This window comes from Arthrobacter sp. BK1, assembly GCF_056680055.1.
On sequence record NZ_CM155263.1, the window covers coordinates 4,371,174 to 4,397,189 of the forward strand.

Annotated in this window: 24 protein-coding genes; 6 read left to right on the forward strand and 18 right to left on the reverse strand. The window is 64.9% G+C overall.

Annotation, left to right across the window (positions count from 1 at the left end; all coding sequences use genetic code 11):
* The first annotated feature begins 3 nt into the window (after positions 1-3).
* On the forward strand, positions 4-2,433 hold the full coding sequence (gene ppsA / locus AC1MCA_RS20040) for a phosphoenolpyruvate synthase (protein WP_479800090.1): 2,430 nt from the start codon (positions 4-6) through the stop codon (positions 2,431-2,433).
* On the forward strand, positions 2,430-3,455 hold the full coding sequence (locus tag AC1MCA_RS20045) for an ATP-dependent 6-phosphofructokinase (RefSeq protein ID WP_479800091.1): 1,026 nt from the start codon (positions 2,430-2,432) through the stop codon (positions 3,453-3,455). Before ppsA ends, AC1MCA_RS20045 begins: the two co-directional genes overlap by 4 nt.
* Positions 3,456-3,477: 22 nt before the next feature.
* Here AC1MCA_RS20045 and AC1MCA_RS20050 read toward each other — a convergent pair whose 3' ends face one another.
* Positions 3,478-3,900: an Hsp20/alpha crystallin family protein gene (locus tag AC1MCA_RS20050; protein WP_108600565.1), complete on the reverse strand. Its 423-nt coding sequence runs from the start codon at positions 3,898-3,900 to the stop codon at positions 3,478-3,480.
* A gap of 155 nt (positions 3,901-4,055) precedes the next feature.
* Between AC1MCA_RS20050 and AC1MCA_RS20055 the strand changes: the two genes are divergently transcribed.
* Positions 4,056-4,520: a pyridoxamine 5'-phosphate oxidase family protein gene (locus AC1MCA_RS20055; RefSeq protein ID WP_479800092.1), complete on the forward strand. Its 465-nt coding sequence runs from the start codon at positions 4,056-4,058 to the stop codon at positions 4,518-4,520.
* Positions 4,521-4,535: 15 nt separating this feature from the next.
* On the opposite strand, the gene AC1MCA_RS20060 is transcribed toward AC1MCA_RS20055, so the two are convergent.
* From AC1MCA_RS20060 to AC1MCA_RS20095, 8 genes are all read right to left on the reverse strand, one after another.
* Positions 4,536-6,986 carry an HAD-IC family P-type ATPase gene (locus tag AC1MCA_RS20060; protein ID WP_479800093.1) on the reverse strand — a complete coding sequence of 817 codons (2,451 nt, stop codon included), beginning with the start codon at positions 6,984-6,986 and terminating at the stop codon, positions 4,536-4,538.
* An 8-nt stretch (positions 6,987-6,994) separates the two neighbouring features.
* Entirely contained in the window at positions 6,995-7,528 is a 534-nt protein-coding gene (locus tag AC1MCA_RS20065) for a flavodoxin family protein (protein WP_479800095.1), read from the reverse strand.
* On the reverse strand, positions 7,525-7,983 hold the full coding sequence (locus tag AC1MCA_RS20070; RefSeq protein WP_479800099.1) for a flavodoxin family protein: 459 nt from the start codon (positions 7,981-7,983) through the stop codon (positions 7,525-7,527). The genes AC1MCA_RS20065 and AC1MCA_RS20070 overlap by 4 nt, the downstream gene beginning before the upstream one ends.
* A complete protein-coding gene (locus AC1MCA_RS20075; RefSeq protein WP_479800101.1) occupies positions 7,980-9,035 on the reverse strand; it encodes a zinc-dependent alcohol dehydrogenase family protein in 1,056 nt (351 codons plus the stop codon). Before AC1MCA_RS20075 ends, AC1MCA_RS20070 begins: the two co-directional genes overlap by 4 nt.
* Positions 9,036-9,137: 102 nt before the next feature.
* Complete coding sequence (locus AC1MCA_RS20080) at positions 9,138-10,007, reverse strand: universal stress protein (protein ID WP_479800103.1); 870 nt, start codon at positions 10,005-10,007, stop codon at positions 9,138-9,140.
* A complete protein-coding gene (locus AC1MCA_RS20085; protein WP_479800104.1) occupies positions 9,994-10,530 on the reverse strand; it encodes a universal stress protein in 537 nt (178 codons plus the stop codon). The genes AC1MCA_RS20080 and AC1MCA_RS20085 overlap by 14 nt, the downstream gene beginning before the upstream one ends.
* Before the next feature lie 89 nt (positions 10,531-10,619).
* Positions 10,620-11,624, reverse strand: a complete 1,005-nt coding sequence (locus tag AC1MCA_RS20090) for a zinc-dependent alcohol dehydrogenase family protein (protein WP_479800106.1) — start codon at positions 11,622-11,624, stop codon at positions 10,620-10,622.
* A gap of 6 nt (positions 11,625-11,630) precedes the next feature.
* Positions 11,631-12,098: a pyridoxamine 5'-phosphate oxidase family protein gene (locus tag AC1MCA_RS20095; protein ID WP_479800108.1), complete on the reverse strand. Its 468-nt coding sequence runs from the start codon at positions 12,096-12,098 to the stop codon at positions 11,631-11,633.
* Between the two features lie 160 nt (positions 12,099-12,258).
* On the opposite strand from AC1MCA_RS20095, the gene AC1MCA_RS20100 reads away from it, so the two are divergent.
* Positions 12,259-14,019, forward strand: coding sequence for a GAF domain-containing sensor histidine kinase (locus AC1MCA_RS20100; protein ID WP_479800110.1), 1,761 nt, complete (start codon positions 12,259-12,261; stop codon positions 14,017-14,019).
* Between the two features lie 20 nt (positions 14,020-14,039).
* On the opposite strand, the gene AC1MCA_RS20105 is transcribed toward AC1MCA_RS20100, so the two are convergent.
* Both AC1MCA_RS20105 and AC1MCA_RS20110 read right to left on the reverse strand, forming a co-directional pair.
* Complete coding sequence (locus tag AC1MCA_RS20105; protein WP_108599127.1) at positions 14,040-14,723, reverse strand: response regulator; 684 nt, start codon at positions 14,721-14,723, stop codon at positions 14,040-14,042.
* A gap of 90 nt (positions 14,724-14,813) precedes the next feature.
* Positions 14,814-15,455 (reverse strand): NADPH-dependent F420 reductase, encoded by a 642-nt coding sequence (locus AC1MCA_RS20110; RefSeq protein ID WP_479800112.1) that lies wholly within the window; start codon positions 15,453-15,455, stop codon positions 14,814-14,816.
* A 217-nt stretch (positions 15,456-15,672) separates the two neighbouring features.
* On the opposite strand from AC1MCA_RS20110, the gene AC1MCA_RS20115 reads away from it, so the two are divergent.
* Positions 15,673-17,352, forward strand: a complete 1,680-nt coding sequence (locus AC1MCA_RS20115; RefSeq protein ID WP_479800114.1) for a DUF4389 domain-containing protein — start codon at positions 15,673-15,675, stop codon at positions 17,350-17,352.
* Here AC1MCA_RS20115 and AC1MCA_RS20120 read toward each other — a convergent pair.
* Genes AC1MCA_RS20120 through AC1MCA_RS20130 form a run of 3 tightly spaced genes read right to left on the reverse strand, consistent with a single transcriptional unit; the run spans position 17,336 to position 20,611 of the window.
* Complete coding sequence (locus tag AC1MCA_RS20120; protein WP_479800116.1) at positions 17,336-18,502, reverse strand: ABC transporter permease; 1,167 nt, start codon at positions 18,500-18,502, stop codon at positions 17,336-17,338. The genes AC1MCA_RS20115 and AC1MCA_RS20120 overlap by 17 nt on opposite strands.
* Positions 18,499-19,653, reverse strand: coding sequence for an ABC transporter permease (locus AC1MCA_RS20125; protein WP_479800118.1), 1,155 nt, complete (start codon positions 19,651-19,653; stop codon positions 18,499-18,501). Before AC1MCA_RS20125 ends, AC1MCA_RS20120 begins: the two co-directional genes overlap by 4 nt.
* 19 nt (positions 19,654-19,672) lie before the next feature.
* Entirely contained in the window at positions 19,673-20,611 is a 939-nt protein-coding gene (locus AC1MCA_RS20130; protein ID WP_479800120.1) for an ABC transporter ATP-binding protein, read from the reverse strand.
* A gap of 69 nt (positions 20,612-20,680) precedes the next feature.
* Here AC1MCA_RS20130 and AC1MCA_RS20135 point away from each other — a divergent pair, with 69 nt between their 5' ends.
* Complete coding sequence (locus AC1MCA_RS20135; protein ID WP_479800122.1) at positions 20,681-22,579, forward strand: heavy metal translocating P-type ATPase; 1,899 nt, start codon at positions 20,681-20,683, stop codon at positions 22,577-22,579.
* A 17-nt stretch (positions 22,580-22,596) separates the two neighbouring features.
* On the opposite strand, the gene AC1MCA_RS20140 is transcribed toward AC1MCA_RS20135, so the two are convergent.
* The 4 genes from AC1MCA_RS20140 to AC1MCA_RS20155 form a co-directional block, all read right to left on the reverse strand.
* The gene (locus AC1MCA_RS20140; protein WP_479800123.1) at positions 22,597-23,076 is read right to left on the reverse strand and encodes a pyridoxamine 5'-phosphate oxidase family protein; all 480 of its coding nucleotides are present in this window, start codon (positions 23,074-23,076) and stop codon (positions 22,597-22,599) included.
* 9 nt (positions 23,077-23,085) lie between these two features.
* Positions 23,086-23,946 (reverse strand): universal stress protein, encoded by an 861-nt coding sequence (locus AC1MCA_RS20145; RefSeq protein WP_479800124.1) that lies wholly within the window; start codon positions 23,944-23,946, stop codon positions 23,086-23,088.
* Between the two features lie 87 nt (positions 23,947-24,033).
* Positions 24,034-25,488, reverse strand: coding sequence for a DUF5129 domain-containing protein (locus AC1MCA_RS20150; RefSeq protein ID WP_479800125.1), 1,455 nt, complete (start codon positions 25,486-25,488; stop codon positions 24,034-24,036).
* The gene (locus AC1MCA_RS20155; RefSeq protein ID WP_479800126.1) at positions 25,473-25,934 is read right to left on the reverse strand and encodes a GyrI-like domain-containing protein; all 462 of its coding nucleotides are present in this window, start codon (positions 25,932-25,934) and stop codon (positions 25,473-25,475) included. Before AC1MCA_RS20155 ends, AC1MCA_RS20150 begins: the two co-directional genes overlap by 16 nt.
* Positions 25,935-26,016 lie beyond the last annotated feature (82 nt).

The window sequence follows — 26,016 nt, forward strand, 5'->3', positions numbered from 1 at the left end:
GCCATGAATGCACGGATGACACTGACTGACGTTCACGTGGTGTGGCTCGAAGACGTCGGCATGTCCGACGTGCCCTCGGTTGGCGGCAAGAACGCATCGCTCGGTGAGCTGACGCGCTCGCTGCTGGGTTCGGGCGTCCGCGTACCGGAAGGCTTTGCCACCACTGCCTCCGCCTACCGTGCCTACATCGCTGCCAACGGACTGGAACCGGGAATCCGCGCCGCCATCGATGACTACCGCGGGGAGCGGAAAACGCTGCGCGAGGCAGGCGAAGCCATCCGTGAGCTGATTCTCGAAGGGCAGTTTCCGCCGGACATAGCCACTGCAATCAGGGAACATTACCGGGCCCTGTCCACGCGGACCGGACGCACGGCGGCCTCGGTGGCCGTCCGAAGCAGCGCCACTGCCGAGGACCTGCCGGACGCCAGCTTCGCCGGTCAGCAGGAAACCTTCCTGAACATCGCAGGCGAACGGGAGCTGATGGAGGCGTGCCGGCGGTGTTATGCCTCGCTGTTTACCGACCGGGCCATCAGCTACCGCGAAATTAAGGGTTTTGATCATCTGGAGGTGGCACTGTCCATCGGCGTCCAAAGGATGGTGCGTTCGGACCTGGGCGCTTCCGGGGTGATGTTTTCCATCGATACGGAATCCGGGTTCCCGCGCAGCGTGCTCATCAGTGCCGCGTGGGGACTGGGGGAGACGGTGGTCCAGGGCAGCATCAATCCCGATAAATATCAGGTGTTCAAGCCGTTGCTGACGGACCCGCAGTTTGAGCCCATCATCGAGAAGACGCTGGGCTCCAAGGAACGGAAGATGGTTTACAGCCGGGGCGGGCATGCACGGACCAGGACCGTCGACACCGCGGACCAGGAGCGGCGTTCCTTCGTCCTTACAGACCCTGAGATTGTGACCCTTGCCCGGTGGGCAGTGTCGGTGGAGAAGCACTACGGGCGGCCGATGGATATGGAGTGGGCCAAGGACGGCTCAACGGGGGAACTGTTCATGGTCCAGGCCCGTCCGGAGACTGTCCAGGCGCGGCGCAGCGAGTCAGTCTTCAGCGTCTATCACCTCCGCGGATCGGGACGGCTGCTGGCTTCCGGTGCTGCTGTAGGCGAATCGATTGCCCACGGAGTTGCCTGCGTGATCCGGGATGCGAAAGACATCGAGGATTTCCAGGATGGTGCCATCCTGGTGACGCGGATGACCGACCCCGATTGGGTACCCATCATGCAGCGCGCCGCCGGGATCGTGACCGATCATGGCGGTCCTACCAGCCACGCCGCGATTGTCAGCCGCGAACTGGGGGTGCCTGCCGTTGTGGGTACCGGCAACGGCACCACGGTCCTGACGGATGGTATGCCCATCACGCTTTCGTGCGCCGGGGGTGAAGACGGGGAAATTTTCGAGGGCACCCTGGCTTTCGACGTCGAGGAGGTTGACCTTGGGGCGCTGCCGGAGACCAGGACCGCCGTCATGGTCAATATTGCCAGCCCGTCGGCGGCTTTCCAATGGTGGCGCCTGCCCGCAGCCGGTGTGGGGCTGGCACGGATGGAGTTCATCATCAGCAACATCATCCGGATCCACCCGATGGCGCTGGTCCATCCCGAACGGGTCACGGATCCAGCCGAGGCGGAACGCATCACGGAGCTCACCCACGGCTACAACGACCTCAAGGAATACTTCGTTGATGTCCTTGCCACCGGCATCGCCAAGATCGCCGCGCCTTACTACCCGCACCCCGTGATCGTCAGGCTCAGCGACTTCAAGAGCAACGAGTACGCCCATTTGATCGGGGGCGGCTCATTCGAGGTTGCCGAGGAGAATCCCATGCTGGGCTTCCGGGGGGCTTCCCGCTACTACCACGAGCGCTACCGGGAAGGGTTCGCCCTTGAATGCCGCGCATTGAAACGGGTCCGTGAGCGGCTGGGTTTCGCCAACGTGGTGGTGATGGTGCCGTTCTGCCGGACCGTTCAGGAAGCTGACCTGGTCATCAAGGTTATGGCAGAAAACGGACTCGTCCGCGGGGCTGGGGGGCTCCAGCTCTACATGATGTGCGAAGTCCCCTCGAACGTCATCCTCGCCACGGAGTTTGCCCGGCGCTTCGACGGGTTCTCCATTGGTTCCAACGATCTCACCCAACTTGTCCTCGGCGTCGACCGCGACTCCGAACAGCTGGCTGAGCTGTTCGATGAAAGGGATGCGGCCGTCACCTCGATGATCGCCCAGGTCATCGGTAAGGCCCATGAAGCCGGCATCAGGATAGGGATCTGCGGCCAGGGCCCCAGCAATCACCCCGACTTCGCACAATTCCTGGTGACGCAGGGCATTGATTCGATTTCGCTCAATCCGGACACGTACCTCAAGACCGTTCCGGTCATCGCCGCCGCTGAAAACGCCGCCGCCGTAAAGGCCGCTGAAAAGTCCGCACCGTGAGCCGGCTGGGCATTCTCACCAGTGGTGGGGACTGCCCTGGCTTGAACGCGGTGATCCGCGGCGCGGTGCTGGGAGGCATTATTTCCCACGGCCATGATTTCGTCGGATTCCGGGACGGCTGGCGGGGCGTGTTGGAGCAGGACGTGGTCCCTTTGCCGCGGCACGCTGTCCGCGGGATTGCCCGCCTCGGCGGCACCATGCTCGGTACATCCCGGACCAATCCCCTCAGGGAGGGCGGGGCTGACGCCGTCCGTGACAGCCTTCGCGCACTGGGCGTTGACGGGCTGATCGCCATCGGGGGAGAGGGCACCCTGGCGGCCGCCCAGGAGCTTTCGCGCCAGGAGATCAAAGTGGTGGGCGTCCCCAAGACCATCGATAACGATCTCGATGCCACTGATTTCACTTTCGGTTTCGACACAGCCGTCCAGACGGCCACAGAGGCAATCGACAGGCTCCGCACCACCGGCGAGTCGCATCACCGCTGCATGATCGCAGAGGTCATGGGCCGGAACGCCGGTTGGATCGCCCTTCATTCGGGGATGGCTTCCGGCGCCCACGCCATCCTCATTCCGGAGCAGCGGGTCCCGCTGGAGCGGGTTGCCGAGTGGGTTGAATCCGCACGGGACCGGGGACGGGCCCCGCTGGTGGTGGTGGCGGAGGCTTTCGCTCCGGAGGGGCAGGTGGCGCCGTATTCGCCCCGTGGCCTTGACGCCTTTGGCAGGCCCCGGCTTGGCGGGATCGGCATGCTGCTGGAACAGGAACTGCAACGGCTGACAGGGGTTGAGACCAGGGCAACCGTCCTGGGCCACATCCAGCGGGGCGGCGCCCCCACCGCTTTCGACAGGGTACTCGCCACCCGGCTGGGGCTGGCCGCTGTGGACTCTGCCGCCAACGGGCGGTGGGGGACCATGGTCTCCCTCCGCGGGACGGACATTGTCAACGTCGGCTTCGCTGCCGCGCTGGGCCGGCTCAAGACCGTGCCTGAGGACCGCTACCGGGCGGCAGCGGTCCTGTTCGGCTGATCAGGCGCGGGCGCAACGGCCATCAGTCGCGCTGTATCTCGATCTTCCGCGCAGGGGCCTGCTGGGCTTTCTCCGGGACCGTGGTCCGGACTTCGAGCACACCGTCCCTGTAGGAGGCGGTGATGTTGTCTTGGTCAACGCCGTCCGGCAAGGCAACCCGCCGCATGAACGAACCGTACCGGAACTCGGACCGGTAGCTGTTCTTGTCCTTCTGCTCGGTCTTTTCCTTGCGCTCGGCCTTGATCTCCAAAGCGCCGTCCACCACGGATACGCTGACGTCCTTGTCAGGATCGATCCCGGGCAGTTCGGCACGCACCACCAGGGTATTGCCTTCAACAGACTCTTCGACCCGGATTCCCGACGCCGCAGTATCGCCCTCGAACAGTCTTTCAATCAGCTCGACCGGCGAGCGCCGGGTGTCGAACCACTTCATCAAATCAGCCATGTTTGCCTCCATACAATGACGACCGCCGGGGACGTTTGCCCCGCCCCTTAAGAGTCGGGCCACCGGCAGTAGCCACCCAGAGGCTTTGGTCCCCTCACCCCTGGCACACGCGACATAGGCGCCGTTGGGGCATGGCGGGGGCTAGGATCACTTGCATGAGCAGCTCCCCTTCTGAGTCGCATACGGAAATCCTTGCAGCCGACGAGTGCTGGAAGTACCTGCATTCCTCGTATATCGGCAGGTTGGCCGTGATCAGCGGCGCTGCTCCGGAGATCTTCCCGGTGAACTTCATGACCATCGGAACAACGGTGGTTTTCCGCACAGCTCCAGGTACGAAACTTCGTGCGCTGCTCAGCGGCGCAGCTGTGGCCTTCGAAACCGATGGGCTGAACGCCTATTCCACCGAGGTGTGGAGTGTTGTGGTCAAGGGAACCCCGGGGTCCTTCGACGGCGATCCGGCCAGTCTCAGGGAAGGCGGTCCAGACCGCGAACCCTGGCAGCCCGGCCTCAAGGATCACCTGGTACAGATAACCCCTTCGGAAGTCTCCGGCCGCAGGTTTGCCGTCACGCCGCGGACGCGGTGGTGGCCCCCGCAGGATTTCTCGGCTGACTGGATCTAGCACACTCGCATGGCGTTAGGCCGGCCGTTCCACCGGGTAGCGCCGTGCATGGACCCGGCCCAGGACAGCTACACCGCACATCGCGACGACGGCGGCGGCCACTGACGCCGCAGCCAGCCCGGGCGGGGGCCATTCCAGCATGAAAAAATCCTGGAGCGCCGGGACGGTGAGCAACAGGACAAGCCCTGCGCACATGGCCATGATGATGGCCAGCCGAAGTCGGCTGAGCGGGCGGCTGATGGCCGCCAGAACGCTCAGGGCGACGAGTGAGAGTGTCAGCACCGAGGCCGTGCGGTTCGCCGTTTCGCTGAAGCCGCCCGCCGCGGCGGAATAGACGTTCACCGCCAGCACCGCCGTCGCGATGATGAGTCCGGCCGGGACGGCCATTGTCAGCGAGCGCTTCAGGAATCCAGGGTCATAACGGCGGGCATTGCTCATCAGTGCCAGGAAGAACGCGGGGATTCCGATGGTCAGGCCGTCGGTGGCGGAGAGCTGCCGCGGCAGGAAAGGAAAACTCCACATCAGCGCCCCGAACACGACCGAGAACACCACGGCGTAAGTGGTTTTGCTCAGGAAGAGGACTGAGACCCGCTCAATGTTGGCGATGACCTGGCGGCCTTCCGCCAGGACCGCCGGCAGCCTGTCGAAGCGCCCGTCCAGGAGCACCAGCCGGGCCACAGCCTTGGTGGCCGGGGCTGCAGTGTCCATGGCGATGCCGATCTCGGCTTCCTTGATGGCCAGGGCATCATTAACCCCATCCCCGGTCATGGCGACCGTGTGCCCCATCCTCTGCAGGGCCAGCACCATCTCTTTTTTCTGCGCCGGTGTAACCCGGCCGAACACGGAAAAGTCCGCCAGCGTCTGCTCCAGCAGATGAGCTTCTGCCGGCAGGTGCCGGGCATCGTAGCCGCGTCCGACGTCGAGCCCCACTTCGCGTGCCACGGCAGTCACTGTCCGGTGGTCATCACCTGAAAGAATCTTTATGGCAACGCCCTGCTGGCGGAAATAGGCGAGGGTTTGCGCCGCATCGGGGCGTACCTTTTCCCGGAACGTCAGAAGCGAGGCGGCAGCAAGCCCGGACGGAAGCTGTACGTCGTCCGTTTCGCAGTCGGGAATGATCTCGCGGGTGTGGGCCAGGACAAGGGTGCGGAGGCCGGAAGACGCTAGGCGGCCGGCGTCCATGAGTACCGCTCCGGCCGGGGAGCCGTCCGGTGACGATCCGTCCTCCGTGAACACCATTTCGGGTGCACCCAGAACCCACGTCCCCGCCGCAGCATGGGCTGGAGGGAAGCTCGCCGCGCTCCATTTCCTGGCTGAAGAGAACGGCACGACGGCAGCCGGGGCCGGGCCGCCGTCGAACGCGAAGGTGCCCGCGAGGCAGCGGGCTGTGGCGTTGGCATGAGGATCCGCGCCGAACCATCCAAGCGCCTCCCGCCAGCCTGGCGGAGGCGGCAGGCCGGCAGTGTGCACGCCGTCCAAGACGACCTTGCCCTCCGTCAGGGTGCCGGTCTTGTCAATGCAGAGGACGTCCACGCGGGCGAGCCCCTCCACAGCCGCGAGCTCCTGCACCAGCACGTTGTGGCGCGCCAGCCGCACCCCGCCCACTGCGAACGCGACGCTGGTCATGAGCACCAGGCCCAGCGGGATCATCGCGATGGCACCCGCCACCGCACCAACGAAGGCGTCCACCCAGGCCCCGGTTCTGAAAGCTTCCTCCCAGCCGCCTTCTGCCTGCATCTGGCCGTTGGTGATGATGACCATGACGGGCAGGAGCGCCCAGCTGATCCAGCGGAGGACACGGCCGATACCGTTGCGGATCTCCGAATTGACCAGGGAGAACCGTTTGGCTTCGGCGGTGAGCCGGCTCGCGTATGAGCCGGCGCCTACGGCCACTACCCGTGCCCTGCCCTGGCCGGCCGTGACCGTTGAACCGGACAGCACTGTGGAGCTCTTGTTCTTGTCTATGGGCTCCGATTCACCGGTAAGGAGCGACTCGTCGATTTCCAGGCCATCCTCGTCGAGGATCACGGCATCCGCGACCACCTGGTCCCCGGCCTGCAGCACTGCGATGTCACCCAGGACCACGTCCGCAACTGCGATTTCCTGGACCTGGCCGTCGCGGAGCACGCGGGCCCGCGGGGCATCCAGAACGGCCAGGCGGTCGAGGAGCTTCTTGGCGCGGTACTCCTGGACCACGCCAATGACGGCGTTACTGACCGCCGCGAAGCCAAAAAGTGCGTCTTTCCACTGTCCCAGCAGTAGCAGCAGCACAAAGCAGCCGCCGACGATCGCGTTGAACATGGTCAGCACGTTTGCCCGGAAAATCTGCCACAGACTCCTGCTGGACTCCTCAGGCTCTCCGTTGGCCAGGCCTGCGAGAGTCCGCTCCCGCACGTCGTCGGCGGAGAGTCCGGACCCGGCGGGAGCGTCCGCCCCGGGCGGATAGGGCGCCGCTTCCGTACCCACCGTTCGCCTCAGGGCTGCGATGAGACTGCTGAGCCGAGCATCGTCCCCCACTCCCGCGCCCGGTCCAGTTCCCCTGGCAGCAGTTGATTCGCCTCGTCCACGAGGAAGCTGGCAGGTTCGGCCACCAACTCGAAGCCATGCTTCCGCAGCCGTTTCGCGATGCCTTTGGAGGCATGGCCCGTGAGGAGTTCATTGCCTTCGAGCCGGGTGTCGAAGGCCGCCGCTTTGCCGTTGACTTTTTCCAGGGAAGCGAACCATGCCCGCAATCCGGGCCCCTCGGCAGAGGCGTCCGGAACCAGACCTTTCTCCGGGTGCGTGAGGGCATCCTGGACTGCAGCTTCCCACATCGGCTTCCTGCTCAGGCCGTGGACATGCGTCGGCCCTCCCACCACCAGGAGATCGGTGCTGGTGGGGTCCGTTCGGTCCGCCTCTTCGACCGACATCACCTGTGCTTCGACGGCGCCCTTCAGCCCCTCGGCGATCGCATTCGCGACGGCGTGCGTGGTGCCGTAGAGGGACTCGTACACTATTGCTGCCTTCATGGTGTTGCCTTCCGCTGGACTGCCGCTGCCAGGGTTCCTGCCCAGCTGGCTGCTTTCTCCAGTTCGCCGCTTCGCAGCGGACCTTCGGTGCCCCTGACATAGAACATGGCCGGACTGGAAACGACGTGGGCACCGCCGTCTTTGAGCAGTTTGGTCATCTTCTTGGCTGCATCGCCGTGGATGAAGAAGCGGATGCGGGTATCGAAAGCCGCCGCGTTGATGCCCTTGAGCTTGCCGTTGGCCAACTGCCCCAGCAGTTGGGTGATCCTGGGCGTGGGCCGCCAGCCGTTAATGGGGGAGCCCACCACCAGGAGGTCATCGGCCGCCAGGCTTCCCGGATCGAAGTCCGCCACCGAAACTGCTGTGGCATTAAGGGCTTCCAGTGCCTGTGCAACAGCCTCGGCAACAGTTTTGGTGTTTCCGAAGGCGGAGTCGTAAACGATGTGGGCTCTCATCGAGAGATGACCACCTTCAAAGCGTTGGTCTCCGCGGCCCGGGCAAAGGTGTCGTAGGCATCCATGAATTCGTCGAAGCGGAAGTGGTGGGTTGCGAACTTTTCCGCGGGCAGCTTCTTCTGTGCCACCAGCTTGAGCAGCATGGGTGTGGTGTTGGCATTGACGAGGCCCATGCTGATGTTGATGTTCTGGATCCAGAGGTCCTGCACCGGGAGTTCCACGGGCTTTCCGTGGACGCCCACGTTGGCCACGTTCCCGCCGGGCCGGACGATGTCGGTGCACATGCGGAACGTTGCGGGGATGCCCACGGCCTCGATGGCCACATCCACGCCTTGGCCATCGGTCAAGGCCAGCACCTGTTCCTTCCAGTCGGCGTCCCCGGAGAGCACAGTGTCTGTTGCGCCGAATTCCCGGGACTTCTCCAACCGGTTCCGGTCAAGATCGACCGCGATGATGGTCGCCGCGCCGTAAAGTCCGGCGGTGGCTATTGCTGCGAGCCCCACCGGGCCTGCGCCAATGACCGCCACTGTGTCGCCGGGCTTTACCCGCCCATACTGGACACCGATCTCGAAGCCGGTCGGGAGGATGTCCGAGAGCATCACCGCCTGTTCGTCAGAAACGCCTTCCGGCAACAGGTGCAGGGAGTTTTCGGCATAGGGGACCCGCACATATTCTGCCTGGGTTCCGTCGATCAGATGGCCGAAGACCCAGCCGATGCCGGCGGCTCCCTCCTCACCCATGCAATGGGAATAGAGCCCGGTCTTACAGTTGGCACAATGGCCGCATGATTTGATGCAGGAAATGATCACGCGGTCACCGGGTCTCAGGCTGGTCACCGATGATCCGACCTCCGTAACGGTTCCCACGCCTTCGTGGCCCAGGATTCTTCCTTCCTGCACAGCCGGAACGTCGCCTTTGAGAATGTGCAGATCCGTCCCGCAGATGGTCGTGGTGTCCACTTTGACGATGGCGTCGCTTGGACTCTTGATGGCCGGATCCGGCACGTCTGTCCAGGATTTCTGTCCGGGCCCGCCATAGACGATCGCTTTCATGACTGTTCCTCGCTGTTGATGATGGGTCCACTGCACACGCGGAAATGAGGCTTCCCTCAACCATGGCGCCCGGTTGACGGAGCCGTTAGGGACGAAAGTCCCTTAGACGACTGCCTGCCGGCTTCCGGACGGTTGCCGGCAGATCATGACAGGCCCGGTGGCGTGGTGAAGGACTGCGTGGGCGTTTGACCCGAACGTTCCTTTGATGAGCCCCTGGCCTTTGCTTCCGACCACGATCAGTGCTGCTCCGCGGGCGGCGTTCAGGAGTGCCCGCGGGATGGATGTGTCCGTGGCCAGTTCCTGGCTGATCGTCAGCGCCGAAGCCAGCGCGCGGGCTTGGCGGACAGCAGCACTGAGGATGTGGCCGGCGGCTTCGGGCCCGACGGATGCGGCGCTGCCGGCGCGCCCGTCGGGGGAGTGGATGACGTGGATGATCAGCAGGTCCGCACCGGTCGCGGTGGCGATGGCACACGCCTTGCCCAGCGCGCCCGCCGATCCGGACGAGTCGATTCCGACCACCACGCGCCCGTCGGGATTGTTATCGAACCTGACCACTACAACGGGACACGTTGCTGTCGCCGCGAGTTCAAGGCTCACGGATCCCACCAGGAGTCCCATAAAGCCGCCGATTCCGCGGCTGCCCAGGACCAGCATCGCCGCCCCGTCCGACATACGCCGGAGATGAGGGGGCGGGAGTCCGTACAGGAGGCTGGTCCGGATCCTGACCTCGGAAGCGGCGGTCAGCGCCTCAACTTTTCCTTGGTCCAGAACCACCTGCGCCTGATGCCGCAGACCGCTCCCGGCGATGCCCTGGACTGGTCCGAGATCGCTGGTCAGCAGCGGCCAGAGGGAACAGTGCACCACCTCAAGGTCAGCATCCATGAGCCGTGCATGCCGTGCAGCCCAGCGCACCGCGAGGGCTGCGGGCTCAGAACCGTCGTAGCCTGCCACGACGCGTTCAGGGGAGGGCATGGCTGGACCCGGCCCGGCTGCCCCCTTCCTGGGATGCCTGCCCGGGATCAGTCACAAGCGGGGCCGGCAGGTCTGTGCCATGCGCTATAAAGACCGGGCATTTTGCATGTTCGGCCACTGCCGTGCTCACCGCACCGAGGAGCAGCCCTTCAAAACCCCCGTGGCCCCGGCTGCCCACCACAACGAGCTGGGCCGTCCGGCTCTCCTCGACGAGGACCTTTGCCGGCGGCCCCTGGCACACAACCATCTCCAGCCCCTGCGGTGGTGTGCCGTTGAAGGCCGCGGCAACAGCTTCGGCGCAGATTTTGCGTGCCTCCTGGGCCGGGTCCCAGAGAACGGGCGTGAAAGTGCCGAGGGCGATCTGGTACTGCCACGATGTCACGGCCCGGATGTGCCCCATAAACAGCGGCGTCAAAGCCCCCGCCCAGCGAAGGGCAACTATTGAGGGGGCGCTCCCGTCAACGCCCACCACGATTGGCGCCCGTTCAGGGTCACGGTCCTTGGCGTATCCGCTGTCACTCATGGCAGTACCTTCTCCCCGGTCTGTGCCCTGCGCCTAGGGCCGAAGGTCACCAAGGAGATGAACGTCCGCACAAGCTGTTCCCGCACACCTCAGGATGATCTGAGAAGGACGGCAGCGCCCGTGAACCGGTCGGCAGAGAGATCCTGCAAAGCCTGGTCCGCTTGCGTCCACGGATAGGGGACCGTGGTGGGATTCAAGGGTATGTTCCCTGCCAAGGCCAGGAATTCCTGCCCATCCGTCCGCGTATTTGCGGTCACGCTGCGCAGACGGCGCTCGTTGAAGAGATCCTTCTGATAGTCCAGCTCAGGGATGTCGCTCAAGTGGATCCCGGCAATGGCGAGGGTGCCTCCGCGGTCCAGGGCCCGGAGGGCTACCGGGACCAGCCCGCCCGCCGGCGCGAAAAGGATGGCTGCTTCCAGCAGTTCGGGTGGAGCCTGGTCCGCACTGCCGGCGAACACCGCTCCCAGTTCCAGCGCAAGTCGCTGCGCCGCGGCCGACCGCGTCATCACATAGACGTCCGCACCTTCGAAGATGGCCATTTGCGCGGTCAGGTGCGCCGATCCGCCGAACCCGTAAATCCCCAGCTTGCCGCCGGGGGCGATGCCGGAGCATCGCAGCGCGCGGTAGCCAATAATCCCCGCGCACAGCAGGGGCGCCGCCTTCTCGTCGGTAAATACGTCGGGAATCCGGTACGCATAATCCTCATGGACGGTCATCATCTCGGCATAGCCGCCGTCGGTGTCCCAACCGGTGAACGTCGGGGTGAGGCAGAGGTTCTCGGCACCCCTGCGGCAGAACCGGCACATTCCGCACGTGCGTGCCAGCCAGGCTGCCCCTACCCGCTCGCCGAGCCGGAACCTGGTGCATCCGGTTCCAAGGCCCACCACCTCACCGACCACCTCATGACCGGGAATCCGCCTGGGGATTCGGGGCCGCAGGTCCCCTTCGGCCAGATGAAGATCGGTGCGGCACACACCGCAGGCGTGGACCGAGAGCAGAATTTCCCAGGGCGCGGGTGCCGGATCAGGACGTTCGCCGAACTGCAGCGGTCCGGACGTGATCGGACCTGGGGTGTCAATCCACCATGCCCGCACGCTGGGTTACTCCAGACCTGCCCGGGTGGCCTCATCCAGTGAACCGCCCCAGGTCAAGGGGGCAGCGATTTTGAATCGCCGGCCGCTGACACTCTCCGGGACTATCCGGATGAAATGGTCCTTGCGGCCAGTCTCCCAGGGGAAGAGCAACTGGCCGATAGTGTCCATGACCTCAGGAGTCCGGCTGAGGGCCGTGGCCTGGCCTTTGACGATCACGCTCCAAGCGACACCCTTGTCTGTGTCGGCGCCATCAGCCTCCAAGGCCACCTGCTTGCCCAGTGAAGACGCCAGCTTGGTGCCGGCACCGGTGCGGAACACCAGGGACTCGTGATCAACTTTGTAGTTGATGGGAAAGATCTCGGGATGATCATCGACCCATACGGCCAGACGGCCCACCGAATCACCGCGCAACAGCTGCCAGCAGTCCTTCGGGGGGAGCTCTGCGGTTTCCGGGAGAGATGCATCTGAAGTCATGGCCAAGATCCTACGGAAGCCCCAAGCTCCCATCTAGGGCATAAAGACCCCCTCATCGACTCATGGGCATAGGCGAAACGGGACGGGAGCGATAGTCTGTGAGCAACTGCAGCAGCCGGTGGACCTTCGCATGCGGTACTTTCCGCGGAAGGCGGTTTCCGTGAGCGATCTATTCCAGTCAAGCAGGGAGAACCACTTACCAGGGACGGGTGCCCGGATAGGGGAAATCCTGACGGACATTGTCGACTCCGCCGGTGAACCGGTCAACGCAAACCAACGCATGCAGGGCCTGTTGAATGCCGTTGTTGCACTCGCCGAGGACCTCAGCCTCGAAGCTGTTCTGCACAGGGTTGTCAGTTCAGCCTGCCAACTTGTCCAGGCTGAGTACGGGGCCCTGGGGGTTATCGGCGCCGATCGCGACCTGAGCCATTTCATCACGGTGGGCATCGACGACGAACTCGGCAGGCGTATCGGCCCCCTTCCCACAGGACATGGCGTTCTTGGCCTGCTGATCCGCGACCCAAAGCCCTTGCGGCTGCATGATTTGAGCCAGCACCCGGATGCCTACGGGTTTCCCGCGAACCATCCGCCGATGAAGTCGTTCCTGGGCGTCCCCATCCGGGTTCGGGACGCAGTTTTCGGCAATCTTTACCTGACACAGAAGATGGGTGGCGGGGACTTTACCGACGAAGACGAACAACTTGCTGAGGCACTCGCCGCTGCTGCCGGCGTGGCAATCGAAAATGCCAGGCTTTTCGAGGACGCCCGCCGCCGGGCCGCCTGGCTTCAGGCGTGTATGGACGTGACCGGACGGATGATGGGTTCCGAGGACACCCCGGCCGGCCGGAACGGGGGACTGGACATGATTGCAGCCAGGGCTCTGCGGGAGTCAAATTCGTCACTTGCGCTCATCCTGGTGCAGGAAGATACAGTCCAGGAGAACACATCACAGAACCATCCGGCAGATGGCAACACGTCAAGTCACTTCCGCGTGGCCGGAGCCGCCGGCAAGGGTCCTTCGCTGTGGCTGGGGCGTCTGCTGTCCCTTGATTCTGCCGACATCAGCCGCGTCATCGCCACGGGCAAGGCCACCCTGATCCCGGACGCTGCGTCGGTCCTGGGCGCCGCCGACGTTCCGGTGCCCAGCCGGCTGCTCGCCATAGACCTTAGCGCCCACGGAACCCATCACGGCCTCCTGGTGCTGTTGCGGGAATGTCCTTCGGGGAGCTTCAGCGCCACGGACATTGAAATGGCCCCGGTGTTCGGCTCACATGTCGCCTTGGCACTCGAACTGGCCCGTGCCCACCGGATGCGGGAACAGATCGCGGTTTACAGTGACAGGGACAGGATTGCCCGGGACCTTCATGACCTGGTCATCCAACGGCTGTTCGCGGCGGGGCTCAGCATTCAAAGCCTTCGGCGCTATGTGACTGATGGTTCGGGGGCCAGCACCATCCGGACCGTGACCGACGAACTGGACGAGACCATCAGGGAACTCCGCAACACCATCTATTCGCTGAGTGACTCGGAGACAGGCAAGGAGCTTCTCAGCAGCCGCATCCTGCAAACTGTGCGCAGCAGCACCCAGTCCCTCCCGTTTGTCCCCCTCCTGACGCTGACGGGGGCCGTTGACGCTGTCCGGGACGAGGAGACCGCAGCGAACATACTGGCGGTCATTACCGAGGGCCTGAGCAACGCGGTCCGCCACTCGGGAGCGGATTTGATCCGGGTAACCGTGTCAGTCATTGACGGCCACATTTCGGTCCAGATCCAGGACAACGGCGTGGGATTCACAGCGCCGGAGCCGGGTAACGGGCTCACGAATATGGAGCACAGGGCGCGGTCGATGGGTGGCGCCTTTGACCTCTCGAGCGCCCCGGATTACGGGACGGCGCTGACGTGGACGGCCCCGGTGTTCTGAATCGCCGGGATCCCGAACCGCTACTGGTCCGGCGGGGAATGCTGGGCCACGTGAACGGCGGCCTGCGTCCGCCGTTCGAACCCGAGCTTTGCCAGCAACGATGAGACGTAGTTCTTCACCGTCTTCTCCGCCAGGAGCATACGCTCGCCGATCTGGCGGTTTGTCAGGCCTTCACCTACGAGTTCCAGTACCCGGCGTTCCTGCGGAGTCAGTGAGGCCACCCGGGGATCGACCCGCTCCGGCTCGGCCAGCCCCTGCACTATCCTTGCCTTCAGGTCCGCGTCGAACAGGGATTCGCCGCGGGCTGCCCTGCGCAGTGCGCCGATCAGGTCAGAGCCGCCGATCTCCTTGAGGACGTACCCCGAAGCGCCCGCCAGGACGGCGCCGCGGAGTGCCTGTTCGTCGTCGTAGCTCGTAAGGATCAGGCAGTTGATCGTCTCGTCAACTGAATGCACGTCCCGGCAAACCTCGATGCCCGTCCCGTCAGGCAGCCGCGCATCCAAAATGGCGACGTCAGGACGCAGGGCCGGAATCCTCCGGGCGGCTTCGGCAGCAGATCCGGACATGCCGACGACGACGAATCCTTCGCTTTCCAGGAGATCCTGCAGGCCTCGCCGGACCAGCTCATGGTCGTCGAGGACGAAAACCCGGATGCCTGCATTGGATGACGACTCCGCTTGCTCCGGTGATGCTGAGGCCTTCATCGTCCGTCGTCCCTTCTGTCCACCCGTCCGCTACCGCAATGACTCATTCTTTAGCACGCGCCATGTTGCCACAAGCCGCCCGGGGCCGCGTCACGGAATTATCCGAAGGGCGGTGTCCCAGTTGAAGTGCTCATGCTCAGGGTTGACCTGCAGGCCCATCACGACGAGCATGATCGCTTCCAATTCCCGCGCGCGGCGCAGCGGGCCCACATCGATGGGCCGCAGGCCGCCGGCCGCTGCCACGGCGCTGACCTTTTCCTTTGCCTGCTCCGAGTCGCCGGCGATGAACACATCAAGGTGTTGGCCACCGACCTGTCCGGCCTCCAGGGTCACGGGGAACGTGGTGTTGAAGGCCTTGACCACCTCAGCACGTCCCTTGAGCATCCTGGCGGTTTCCTCGGCCGCTGACGTCCCGGGCGGCACGGTCAGCTGGTCAAATGTAGCCGGATCCACCGGATTGCTGATGTCCACGATGACCCGTCCGTCGAGCGAATCTCCCGCCTCGAGGATGGCCGTATGCACTTCCTTGTGCGGGATCGCCAGGAAGACGATTGCCCCTGTGAGGTCTGCGCCTACGATCCCGCCGGTGGCACCAGGGCCAAGCCCCTCTACCAAGGCACGGGTCTTGGCGCCGTCGCGGCCCAGGATCTGCACTGGATTGTTGCCCCGCAACATGGTGACGGCGAGCGCCCGCGCCATGTTTCCGCTGCCGAGAATGCTGATGTTTGTCATTGCTGTCCTCTTCTGGATCCAGGTGGCCTGCGTGTCTTCCAGTAGATAACGGGGCGGGTTCAGGCAACAGGGACGAAAGCCCCGCCGGCCCCGCGGCGATTTGTCATCCGGAGTGACCTTTGGCCCTGTTGGCGGGTGGGCTGTGGCATAACGCTTGAGGAGACCTGGTACGGCTGGGGGCTGGGCTGAAATGCTTCGTCAATTTCGGGAGGCCGACATGAAAGCCCGTTCAATCACCATGCTGGTTCTCGGCATTTTGTTGTCGATGCTCGGAGTTGGGCTCCTTTTCGGGGGCATCGGCACTTCGTGGATCAACTCCCGCCAGAACGACGGCGGCTATCTCACTTCTCCGAGGGAGCGCTTCGCCGTTGATTCGACGGCAATTGTCTCTGCCCGCGCGGAGGGCATGCGCGATGATGACTACCCGGGGCCGCTGCCTTTTGACGTGGGCAGCATTCGAATCGGCGCGGAATCGGCCAATCCCGGAAAGGACATCTTCGTCGGCATCGGGCCCAGGGCTGACGTGGACCGCTACGTTGCCGGGTCCAACTTTTCTGAGCTGCGGGATGTAAGTTTCCGTCCCTTCAATGTGGAGTACCGGGAGATTCAAGGCACCGCGCAGCCAGCTGTGCCCACGGACCAGGACTTCTGGGTCGCCTCGTCGTCCGGAAGCGGCGAAAGGGAGTTCAACTGGAATATAGCGGCCGGTGACTGGTCGGTGGTGGTCATGAACGCGGATGCCAGCCCGGGTGTTGCAGTGGATCTGCAGGCCGGGTTCCGGTCCGAGCTGTTCGGCCCGATAGCGGCGGGACTGCTGGCAGGCGGCGCCATTCTCCTGGTGCTCGGCGTTCCGCTCCTGATTTTCGGAGCCCAGGGGCTGGGCAGGCACACTCCTGCTCCGCCGTCGGGCCCGGGACAGTACCCGGCTTCCACTGCAGCGCCCTACCCGGGGGCCGCGGTGGCGCCCTCTTCCAGTCCAGCGATGCTTCCGTACCCGGGTGCCGGATCGCAGCCCGTGGCTTACCAGGCTCCATCCGCACAGCCCCCGGCCATTCCAGCTGCTGCGGTTGAGGCGGCACCCTATCCGGCCAGGCTCCGGGGCGATCTGGATCCGGTGCTGTCGAGGTGGATGTGGCTGGTGAAGTGGTTCCTGGCCATACCTCATTTCATTGTCCTGTTCTTTCTCTGGTTTGCTTTCTTCATCGTCACCGTCATCGCCGGCTTCGCGATTCTCTTTACGGCCCGCTACCCGCGATCCCTTTTCAATTTTAATGTGGGTGTCATGCGCTGGAGCTGGCGTGTGGCGTTCTATGCCTACGGTGCCTTGGGAACGGACCGGTATCCGCCGTTCACCCTGGCCAGGACCGACTATCCCGCCGATTTCGACGTTGACTACCCCGAGCGGCTTTCCCGCGGCCTGGTACTGGTCAAGTGGTGGCTCCTTGCGCTGCCGCATTTGCTGATCATTGCGGCGCTGACTGGCGCCAGCACCGTCCGCTGGACCGACCCGCAGACCCCCGGCATCAGGTATGAGACCGGAAGCGGGTTTTCGCTGTTCAGTTTCCTGGTGCTTGTCGCAGCCGTGATCCTGCTGTTCAGCGGCCGGTACCAGCGGCCGCTCTTCGACCTGGTGATGGGCTTCAACCGCTGGATTTACCGGGTCATGACCTACGTCGGGCTGATGCGTGATGAATACCCGCCATTCCGCCTGGACCAAGGCGGCAGGGAAGCCCACGGCGGCCCCGCCGATCCGACCTGGCATCCCGATACGGGCGGCGCCCTCATGGTCCCGCCGCCGGACCCGCTTCACGGCCCGCCGCCAGACCCGCCTCAAGGCAGGCCGCCGGGTCCGGCTCCGCAGGCTCCTGCGTCGCCGAATCCTACAGGGCCCGGCTGAGGCTCCGCCGAAGCAACAGCGCGCCCAGCACCAGCAGCCCGGTAGCCATGGCAGCGAGGACGCCCAGTTGCGGAAGGATCTCCGTCAACCCGCCGTCGTGCCGCTGGATCTCGGCGAAGGCGTCGTAGGCCCAGCGGTGCGGGGTGGCACGGGAGACGGCCTGAAGGCTCTCGGAGAAGAACTCCGGCGGCACCATGGAACCGCCCAGGCCGGCGAGCACCAGCCCGAGCCCCACGCCGATCCCGGAGGCAGCGGAGTCGTTGTCCAGTACCGAGCCGATGACCATGGCAGCCGCAGCGGCCACGGCGGAGAAGACGGCTAGGATCAGGCCGGCCAGGAGGGGATTTCCCCAGTCGACGCCAAACAGCAGGGCGGTGCCGAGCATGATGTACCCGCCCTGGACCACTGCGATGCCAAAACGGCCCAGCGCCTGTCCGGCAATCACCCGCCAACTGGTCACGGGAGCTGCCATGACGCGTGCGATGACCCCCAGCCGGCGGGCCTGGATCAGGGTGGTTGAACCGGTGAGGGAGCTCAGGAAGACGAACAGCAGCAGCTGCTGGGCAGCGCCCAGATCGAACTTGCCCAGACCTGTGAAAACCTGTGAGACGTTGTCCGTGTCAACGATCTCCAGCCGGGGAGGCTGCACCGAGGCGCTGGCTTGCTTCAAGGCTTCGGCCGCCTGCGCGGGGTCGATTCCGGCATTCTCAAGGACGGTCTGCTGCCGCTGTTCAGTGGCCACTGCCTGCACGGAAGCGCGCACCCACTGAAGCGCCGCCTGGGCACCTGATTGGGAGGACATCACCACCTCAAGATCAGCCGGCAGGCCGGCATCGAAAGCTGTGGCGGCGGCGTCGCTGATGAAAACCCCGACGTCGGTCCGCCCGCGGCTCAGTTCCGCCCTCACTGATTCCGGGCGGCCGGAGCTGACCTTCAGACCATCCGCCTCCAGCTTCCCGGTGAGCTGCTTCGCCAGTTCCGAGCCTGTCCCGCCCGCCAGCGAAACGTGGGCCTGTCCGCTGCCGGCACCGAACTGGGAGCCCAGCAGCAGTATCAGGAGCAGGGGAAAGATGAACACGAAGAAGACGTTCGACCTGTCGCGGAGGAAACGGCGGATTTCCACGCCCCCGATGGCAAGGATGCTGTTCATGCGCGGGTTCCCCTGTCCGGTACGAGCCTGGATGCCAGCGTGCAGACCGCGGCGAAGCCCAGCATGACGGCCAGCGGAACCGCTACCTCCGCTGGTCCGCCGCCACCCGCAGAGATGCCCAGACCGCGGATGAACGCGCCGACGGGGTTTAAGTCCATGATGGTGGCGATAACGCCCGAGGCTTCAATGGGGAAAAACGCACCACCGGCGATCCCCAGCACCATGGCGACGATGGACTGGACAATGTTGGCCTGCTCCGCGGACCGGACCAGGCGGGCGACGATGAAAGTCATGCTGGTGGCTGCTGCCACGACGCTCACGACGAGGAGTCCAATCACCAGCGGGGAACCGAAGGACACACCGAACAGCAGTGTCCCCACGACGAGCAGCACTGTTGTTGCGGCGATGCCGAGTATGAATCCCACGAGAGCTTTTGCAGTGATGATTGACCCGGCCGGCACGGGGGTCGATTTCAGGCGGGCCAAGGTGCCTTGCTCCCGTTCGGCCAGCAGCCCCAGGACCCCGAATCCGACCGTGAACAGCAGGAAGAGCCCCGTCTGGCCCGCGACGAGCGTGCCCCGCAGCGAGAGCTGTTCCGCGGACGCCTGGCCCTCAGACATCGTCAGTGCAGGGGGCCCTGCCGCTGTCTGCTGGCCCAGGCCGGCGAGTGAATCGCGGGGGAGCCCGGCAAACTCACCGGCAGCGGCCGTGACGGCCCCCGCGCCAAACTGGTCCAGGAGGCCGTCCACCACCGAGATCAGAACGTCCTTTTCGAGCCCTCCCTGACCGCCTTCGACCACCTGTACGGTGATGGTCCGGCCCGAGGTGACCGCGGCGGTAAATTCCGCCGGAATGACCAAACCCAGTGCGGCCCCGCTGGTTCGGGTCTCCTGGCGGACATCCGCGCCGGGGACGCGCCTGACGGTGACGTCCATCATCGGCCATGAATCGACGGCATCGAGCAGCGCGCCACCCAGCGGCCCGGCGTCTTCAGCGCTGGCAATCACGGTGGCCGGCTTGAGATCCACAGTCTCGTTGCCTAGGCCGCCGAAGGCAAGGTTCAGGACGCCCATGAGGGATAGGGGAACGAGCAGGGAGTAGATGAAGACAGACTTGTCTCGAACGCGTTGCCTGAGGTCATTGACGACCATTGTCCAGATGTTCCGCATGTCAGTCCCGTAAGGCTTTGCCGGTCAGGTGCAGAAACACCGATTCGAGGTCCGGCCGGGCAATCTCGACAGCCGTCAGGGCCATTCCCGCGTCGCCGGCGCCCGTAACGAGTGCCGGCAGGTTCCTTGGTCCGTCCTGGACTGTGAGAATTAACCCCGCCCCGTCGCCGTCGACCTTCTGCACTCCCGGCGCGGCCCTCAGTGCCGCCGCTGCCGCGCTGGTGTTGCCGCTTCCGCGGAGGTTGATGCGGTCCAGGCCCCCGGTCAGCCTGACCAGTTGGTCCCTGGTCCCTTCCGCCTGGACCTTGCCCTCGTCGATGATGGCGATCCGGTCGCACAACCGTTCCGCCTCCTCCATGTAGTGGGTGGTGTACAGGACAGCCATGCCCTCAGTGGCCAGCCCTTCCACGGACTCAAGGATGGAATTGCGGGACTGCGGATCCACGCCCACTGTCGGTTCATCCAGGATCAGCAGCGTGGGCCGGTGCAGCAGGCCGATCCCGATGTTCAGGCGGCGCTTCATGCCTCCCGAGAACTTCTTGACCTGTTCGCCGGCGCGGTCCGCCAGGCCAATGAGTTCGAGCACCTCATCAATCCTTGTCCGGAGTTCTTTGCGGGGGAGCCCCTGCAGGCTGCCGAAGAACCGCAGGTTTTCCCGTGCGGTCAGGTCCGGGTAGATCGCGAGCTCCTGGGGGACCAGGCCGATGTCTCCTTTGGGGGCCGTGGTGGACGGGGTCATGGTTTCACCCGCCACCTTCACCGACCCGGCATCCGCAGGGATCAGCCCGGCCACCATGGAAATGATCGTGGTCTTTCCTGCACCGTTCGGTCCAAGCAGCCCGTATGTTTCCCCGGCCCGTATGTGGAAGGAAACGCCATCCACCACGGTCCGTTCGCCGTAACGCTTGACCAAGCCATCAACCGCCAGAACATCTGCCATGCACTGAAGCGTACCGGCTAGGTCCGAAGACCTCTGGCAGCCTCCGAGTGGCCGCATTAGTGTCAAGGAATGACCTTTGCCGCGTTGAGAACGTCCATTGCGCGTTTCCCGCTGGTTGCCGCCACGGTGGCGGCCGGACTGGTCGTTGCAGTGCTCCTGGGAGCGTCGCAGGAAACAGCTGCACAATGGTTTGCGAGCGGCTACGCCCTGCTCGTTGCGGCCTTCAGGTCCGGCGCGATGGTCAAGGCACTGCTGAGGGGCCGGTGGGGAATAGACCTCCTGGCGCTCACGGCCATTGCCTCAACGGTGGCGGTGGGGGAGTACGTCGCGGCCCTGATCATCGTGCTGATGCTCGCGGGAGGCGAAGCACTGGAGGAGATCGCCCAGGGCCGGGCCACCCGTGAACTCAGGTCCCTGCTGGAGCGTGTTCCACAAACAGCCCACCGCGAACTGCCGGGCCTGCCTCCCGAAGACATCCCGGCCGGAGACGTCCGCCCCGGTGACGTTCTTTTGGTCAAACCTTCGGAAGTGGTTCCGGTGGACGGGCTGCTGCTGAGTGCAACGGGGGTTTTTGACGAATCCACGCTGACGGGCGAGAGCCTGCCGGCCGAACATGTGGCAGGCGATGCCCTGCTCAGTGGGTCCGTCAACGGTGAGGATGCCGTGCACATGAAAGCCACCTCCACCGCCAAAAACTCCCAGTACAGCCAGATTGTGGCGCTGGTCCAGGAGGCCGCAGCGAGCCGGCCGCCCGTGGTGCGGCTCGCTGACAGGTACGCCGTTCCCTTCACGTTCCTCGCTTTCGCCCTGGCCGGGGTGGGCTGGTACTTCAGCGGGGATCCGGTGCGCTTCGCCCAGGTGCTGGTGGTCGCTACGCCCTGCCCGCTGCTCATCGCAGCCCCTGTCGCGTTCCTGGCGGGGACCAGCCGGGCAGCCCACGCGGGGATCATCATCAAGAACGGCGGGACCCTCGAACAGTTGGCCCGGGTGCGGACGGCAGTCTTCGACAAGACAGGCACGCTCACCCACGGCCGGCCAACGCTGCATGGCGTCAGGGTCCCGCAGACGGCCCAAGGGATGATTTCCGAAGACCGGCTGCTGCAGCTTGCCGCGTCGGCAGAGCAGTACTCCTCGCACGTCCTGGCAGCGTCCGTTATTGATGCTGCCAGGCAGCGGGGCCTGGACCTCCTGCCGGGCAGCAACGCGACCGAACATGCCACGCAGGGTGTCACCGCCAGCTGTGGTGGCCGGACGGTGGTGGTCGGCAAGCCTGACTTTGTGCAGTCCGTCACCTCGGGGTTCGAGGAGGCGGACCTGGCCGGGGGACAGCTTGCGGTCTATGTTGGCGTCGACGGCAGGTTCGCAGGTGCCCTGATCATGAGCGACCCCCTGCGTGCCAATGCCCTCGAGACGCTCGCCTATCTCCGCCGGCTGGGCATCAAGGACACCCTGTTGCTGACCGGCGACGCTCCTGCCACGGCCAGGAAAATTGCTGCGCAATCCGGGATCTCCCGTTTCCAGGCCAGCTGCCTCCCGGGCGATAAAGTTTCTGTGGTCGCCGGGCTGCGGGAACGGCCGGTGATGATGGTGGGTGACGGGGTCAATGACGCCCCGGTGTTGGCCGCCGCCGACGTTGGGGTCGCCATGGGCGCCAAAGGTTCCACCGCGGCCAGCGAGTCTGCCGACGTCGTGATCATGCTTGACGACCTGTCCAAGGCGGCGCTGGCCGTCGACATTGGCCAGCGCACCATCCGGATAGCGCTGGCGAGCATCTGGACAGGAATCCTGCTGAGTATCGGCCTGATGATCGCGGCAGTATTCGGATACATCCCGGCGGTGGCCGGCGCGCTGCTCCAGGAACTGGTCGATCTGGCCACCATCCTGAACGCCCTCCGCGCGCTGGGCGGCGGCGGAGGACGCCCGACGGCGGTGGGAGGCGCCCGGGTCAGGGTCGGCGCAGCGAGGTGAGCGCCGGCGTCGTACGCTCAGCTCCCTGATTCCGGCGCAACGTCTCCTGTGGCATCCAAGGGCGGCCACCAACTGCCCGGGGCAGTGATGACGAACCTGCGGCCGGTGACGTCCGACGGCGTGATCCGGACGAGGTGCTCCTTGCTGCCGGGCTCCCACGGGGCCAGTCCGGCGTCGGCTGCCTCCTGGATGTCTTCCTCGGTGTCCACCACTTTGGCCGTTCCTTTGATCACCACACTCCAGGCGATGGTTCCGTAGGCATTCAGGCCGTCCGCCTCCAAAACGACGGGACCGCCCGCGAGCGCGGCGTCCAGTTTGGTGCCAGGCCCGGTCCGGAACACAACGGTGCCGTAATCGGGGACGTAATTCACCGGGAAAATCTCGGGCCCGGCATCGGTTGTCACGGCAAGCCGGCCCACTGACGCCGAGCGGAGGCATTTCCAGCAGTCATGGACGTCCAGGACCTCGGTCTCCGGACCTGACGCGTTGCTTTGCATTGCCCGCACCTACTTCAGGTGTTTGACGCGTCGGACGGGGGTGATAATTGTCGGGCACGGCAGGTTCGCCAGAACGGCGTGCGCTGTGGAACCGAGCAACAGCCGCTTGAAGCCACCCCGGCCGCGGCTGCCCACCACCAGCAGCTGAGCATGGGCCGCCGCATCAACGAGTGCCTGGGCGGGCTCCTTCTCGGTTTCCAGGACCTTGTGCACCACCAGGTCCGGGTAATCCTCGCGGAGGCCGGAGACTGCTTCGGAAAGGACAATCTGTTCCTCTTCGACGATCAGTTCGGCAAGGCTGCTGGTGGGAAGGCCGGACCTGACCCAGCGGTTGGGGCCGCTGAAGGCGTACAGCACGGTCAGCTCCTGCCCGTGCCGGTCTGCCTCAGCGGCGGCAAAAGCGACTGCCTGCGTTGATTCCTCCGAGCCGTCAACACCTACCAGCACCCCGCTGCGTCCCTGCAGGTCATGCATGCCGACGACGGCGACGGGACACTTGGCGGCGGCGGCCACCTGAAGCGCCCGGTCAGTCAGTGAGCCGCCCAGATGGGTGCCGCCTGACCCCACCACCAGCATGGCCACTTTGCTGGAATACTTGCCCAGCGCCCCAGCAACGCTGCCTTCAAGGACCTTGGTGGTGATATCGATCGGCACGGTGCCCCGGACCCGCCCTGCGGCGGTCTCCAGGAGCTCTTCGCCCTTCTCCAGCAGCACACCGGTCCAGGGGATCGGCTCGGCAACCCAGCGGATGTCAACGACGTGCAGGATGATCAGGGGCAGGCCGGCGCTGGCAGCGCGCTGTGCCGCCCAGGTCACCGCCGCCTGGCTTTGCTCGGAATCGTTCGTGGCGACGGCGATCGGTTTGGACATTAACACGGCTGGCCTCTCTGTTGGCTGGGCTTCCAGCCTGCGGTGCGGTGGTCAGGACCTGTAGGGCCAAAGGTCACCCAAGGCCGGCTAGAAACCGGAGGAGCTGCCTGAACCGGAGAAGCTCCCGCCGCTGCTGCCATAGCCCGTGGTGCCGCCGCCGCGGGCTGCGTTGACGCTCCCGACGCCGGTGTTGAAGCCTGAATTGAAGACCGGAACCGAGAAGAAGTAGTACGACGGGTAGACCGTTCCAAGAATGCTTGGTTCGTAGGTCCGCCGGCGGTGGTCCAGGCCCTCCTGCGCCTCCTGCATCTCTTTGCGCATGAGTTTGGCTTCCCGCTCGGATTTGGCAAAACCCTCGATGACGGTCTCTGCGTGGCTCTTCAGGAGCGTGGACAGGTGGGTACGGGCATCCCGGAGGCGGTCCAGTGCCGTTTCGGGGGTGATTGTCCCGTCAGCAAGCTGGGCGGTCCAGTGCTCGATGTCGCGGATGCTCTGGTCGCGGAAAGACCGGAGGGCTGCGGCGGTGGCTGAGTCGCCTTGCCCGTTGCGTTTACTCAACAGCTGTTCCAGTCCCGCCAGGTCGTTTCGGAACGGCGCCAGTTGCCGGTCCCAGGCTGTGGGCCAGGTGCTGCCCCGGTTCAGCAGTGCATTGCTGTCGGAGATGACGTCGTCGAGGGCATCGAGTTCCGCGGCCGCGGCAGCATACTCGCGGGCAAGTTTGAGGCTGGATCTGCGGCTCAGGGCCCTGGGGGAGAGGGCATGCACGCGGTTCGACAGTCCGGTGGCGGCGTTATACCGGTTGAGGAACGTCCGGTGCTTCTCCAGGACGCTGCTGCCGTAACGGGAGTCCTCGGGAATGGTACGGGCGTTCAGCTCCGTGACGTCCAGGTCAGTGCTTACGCTGGCGTAGCTCCGGTCTCCGCGTTCCACCTCCTTTCGGCTGCCGGCCCTTGTCACGGCCCTCACTATGAGCCACGCGCCCGCCCCCAGTGCGGCCAGCGCTCCGGTCACCCACGCAGTGATCACGAAGGCCGCTGAACGGTACCAGGGTTGGTTGATCAGTTCGGCACCGCGCCGGACCCCGGCGATGGTTCCGTCCGTCCATTGGGCATCCCGCAGGAGTTCCTTGGTGGCGTTCTGGATGTCATCACGTTGTTCCAGGGAAACCTTGCGGTCTTCACCCATATAGGTGCCCACGTGCCGCCCCACCGGGTCCAGGGCGAAGATATAGAGCCCGTCGGCCCACTTCTGCCCGTCAGCGCTGATCCACTCCGGATGCTCCGTGCGGGCAAACCTGAGGACCTCTTCATTGAGGTTGTCCGCGGCGCTGCCGTTGTAGGTGTAGACAGCAACTTTGGTGGGGGAGTAGAACTCGATCGCTTGGATTGCCGGGACCAGCGTAGTGCGGTCAATGATCCCGGCCCGGTCTTCCACCACGACGTCCACCGGAGTGACGGCGAAGGCTGCCGCGGCCCCGCCAACAAGCATGGCGAACACCACCAGCAGCAGCCTGAGGATCTTGAGCATCAGGTCACCGGCCATACGACCCGGGTCTGCCACTTCTGCGGATCGGGCTCGTCCGAGGGGCCATTCAGATAGTATTCCCACATCATGTCCGACGGCGTCTTACCCGCTGCCTTCATCCGTTCCTGGACTGCCGCATAGGTCTGCTCGAGGGTGTCGTAAGTTCCTGAATGCACCATCTCGTAGGCCTCAGTCCCGGGGAGGGCGCCGCCAACGACTGTCCCGGTGTCCGCGAAGGTGCCATTGATCGGAAAGCCTGCTTCGACGTCGACCGTTTCCGTCGGCATCCCGCGGTAGAGCGCGAAGGGCGGACCGGCCAACTGGACGTCTTGCCTGGCTGCCTCTGCGGCCACCGTGGCGTACGCGCGCCCGAAGAACTCAGGCAGTGCGTCCATGGCGACGCGTTCGCGCACGACGGCGGTGGGCTGCTCAGCGCACCGGACCAGTGCCGGTTCGGGACTCATGGGCTTCATAGTGACAGAGTCTGCCGGGGGAGGGGCTTTGGACAGGGCCAAAGGTCATTGAAGCGGGCATTCCGCTGCGGCA

Excerpts from the sequence above, each read along its gene's own strand:
- ppsA (WP_479800090.1), top strand. The coding sequence starts at position 4 with ATGAATGCACGGATGACACTGACTGACGTTCACGTGGTGTGGCTCGAA.
- AC1MCA_RS20050 (WP_108600565.1), bottom strand. The coding sequence starts at position 3,900 with ATGGCTGATTTGATGAAGTGGTTCGACACCCGGCGCTCGCCGGTCGAG.
- AC1MCA_RS20055 (WP_479800092.1), top strand. The coding sequence starts at position 4,056 with ATGAGCAGCTCCCCTTCTGAGTCGCATACGGAAATCCTTGCAGCCGAC.
- AC1MCA_RS20065 (WP_479800095.1), bottom strand. The coding sequence starts at position 7,528 with ATGAAGGCAGCAATAGTGTACGAGTCCCTCTACGGCACCACGCACGCC.
- AC1MCA_RS20070 (WP_479800099.1), bottom strand. The coding sequence starts at position 7,983 with ATGAGAGCCCACATCGTTTACGACTCCGCCTTCGGAAACACCAAAACT.
- AC1MCA_RS20075 (WP_479800101.1), bottom strand. The coding sequence starts at position 9,035 with ATGAAAGCGATCGTCTATGGCGGGCCCGGACAGAAATCCTGGACAGAC.
- AC1MCA_RS20080 (WP_479800103.1), bottom strand. The coding sequence starts at position 10,007 with ATGCCCTCCCCTGAACGCGTCGTGGCAGGCTACGACGGTTCTGAGCCC.
- AC1MCA_RS20085 (WP_479800104.1), bottom strand. The coding sequence starts at position 10,530 with ATGAGTGACAGCGGATACGCCAAGGACCGTGACCCTGAACGGGCGCCA.
- AC1MCA_RS20095 (WP_479800108.1), bottom strand. The coding sequence starts at position 12,098 with ATGACTTCAGATGCATCTCTCCCGGAAACCGCAGAGCTCCCCCCGAAG.
- AC1MCA_RS20105 (WP_108599127.1), bottom strand. The coding sequence starts at position 14,723 with ATGAAGGCCTCAGCATCACCGGAGCAAGCGGAGTCGTCATCCAATGCA.
- AC1MCA_RS20110 (WP_479800112.1), bottom strand. The coding sequence starts at position 15,455 with ATGACAAACATCAGCATTCTCGGCAGCGGAAACATGGCGCGGGCGCTC.
- AC1MCA_RS20115 (WP_479800114.1), top strand. The coding sequence starts at position 15,673 with ATGAAAGCCCGTTCAATCACCATGCTGGTTCTCGGCATTTTGTTGTCG.
- AC1MCA_RS20120 (WP_479800116.1), bottom strand. The coding sequence starts at position 18,502 with ATGAACAGCATCCTTGCCATCGGGGGCGTGGAAATCCGCCGTTTCCTC.
- AC1MCA_RS20125 (WP_479800118.1), bottom strand. The coding sequence starts at position 19,653 with ATGGTCGTCAATGACCTCAGGCAACGCGTTCGAGACAAGTCTGTCTTC.
- AC1MCA_RS20130 (WP_479800120.1), bottom strand. The coding sequence starts at position 20,611 with ATGGCAGATGTTCTGGCGGTTGATGGCTTGGTCAAGCGTTACGGCGAA.
- AC1MCA_RS20135 (WP_479800122.1), top strand. The coding sequence starts at position 20,681 with ATGACCTTTGCCGCGTTGAGAACGTCCATTGCGCGTTTCCCGCTGGTT.
- AC1MCA_RS20140 (WP_479800123.1), bottom strand. The coding sequence starts at position 23,076 with ATGCAAAGCAACGCGTCAGGTCCGGAGACCGAGGTCCTGGACGTCCAT.
- AC1MCA_RS20145 (WP_479800124.1), bottom strand. The coding sequence starts at position 23,946 with ATGTCCAAACCGATCGCCGTCGCCACGAACGATTCCGAGCAAAGCCAG.
- AC1MCA_RS20150 (WP_479800125.1), bottom strand. The coding sequence starts at position 25,488 with ATGGCCGGTGACCTGATGCTCAAGATCCTCAGGCTGCTGCTGGTGGTG.
- AC1MCA_RS20155 (WP_479800126.1), bottom strand. The coding sequence starts at position 25,934 with ATGAGTCCCGAACCGGCACTGGTCCGGTGCGCTGAGCAGCCCACCGCC.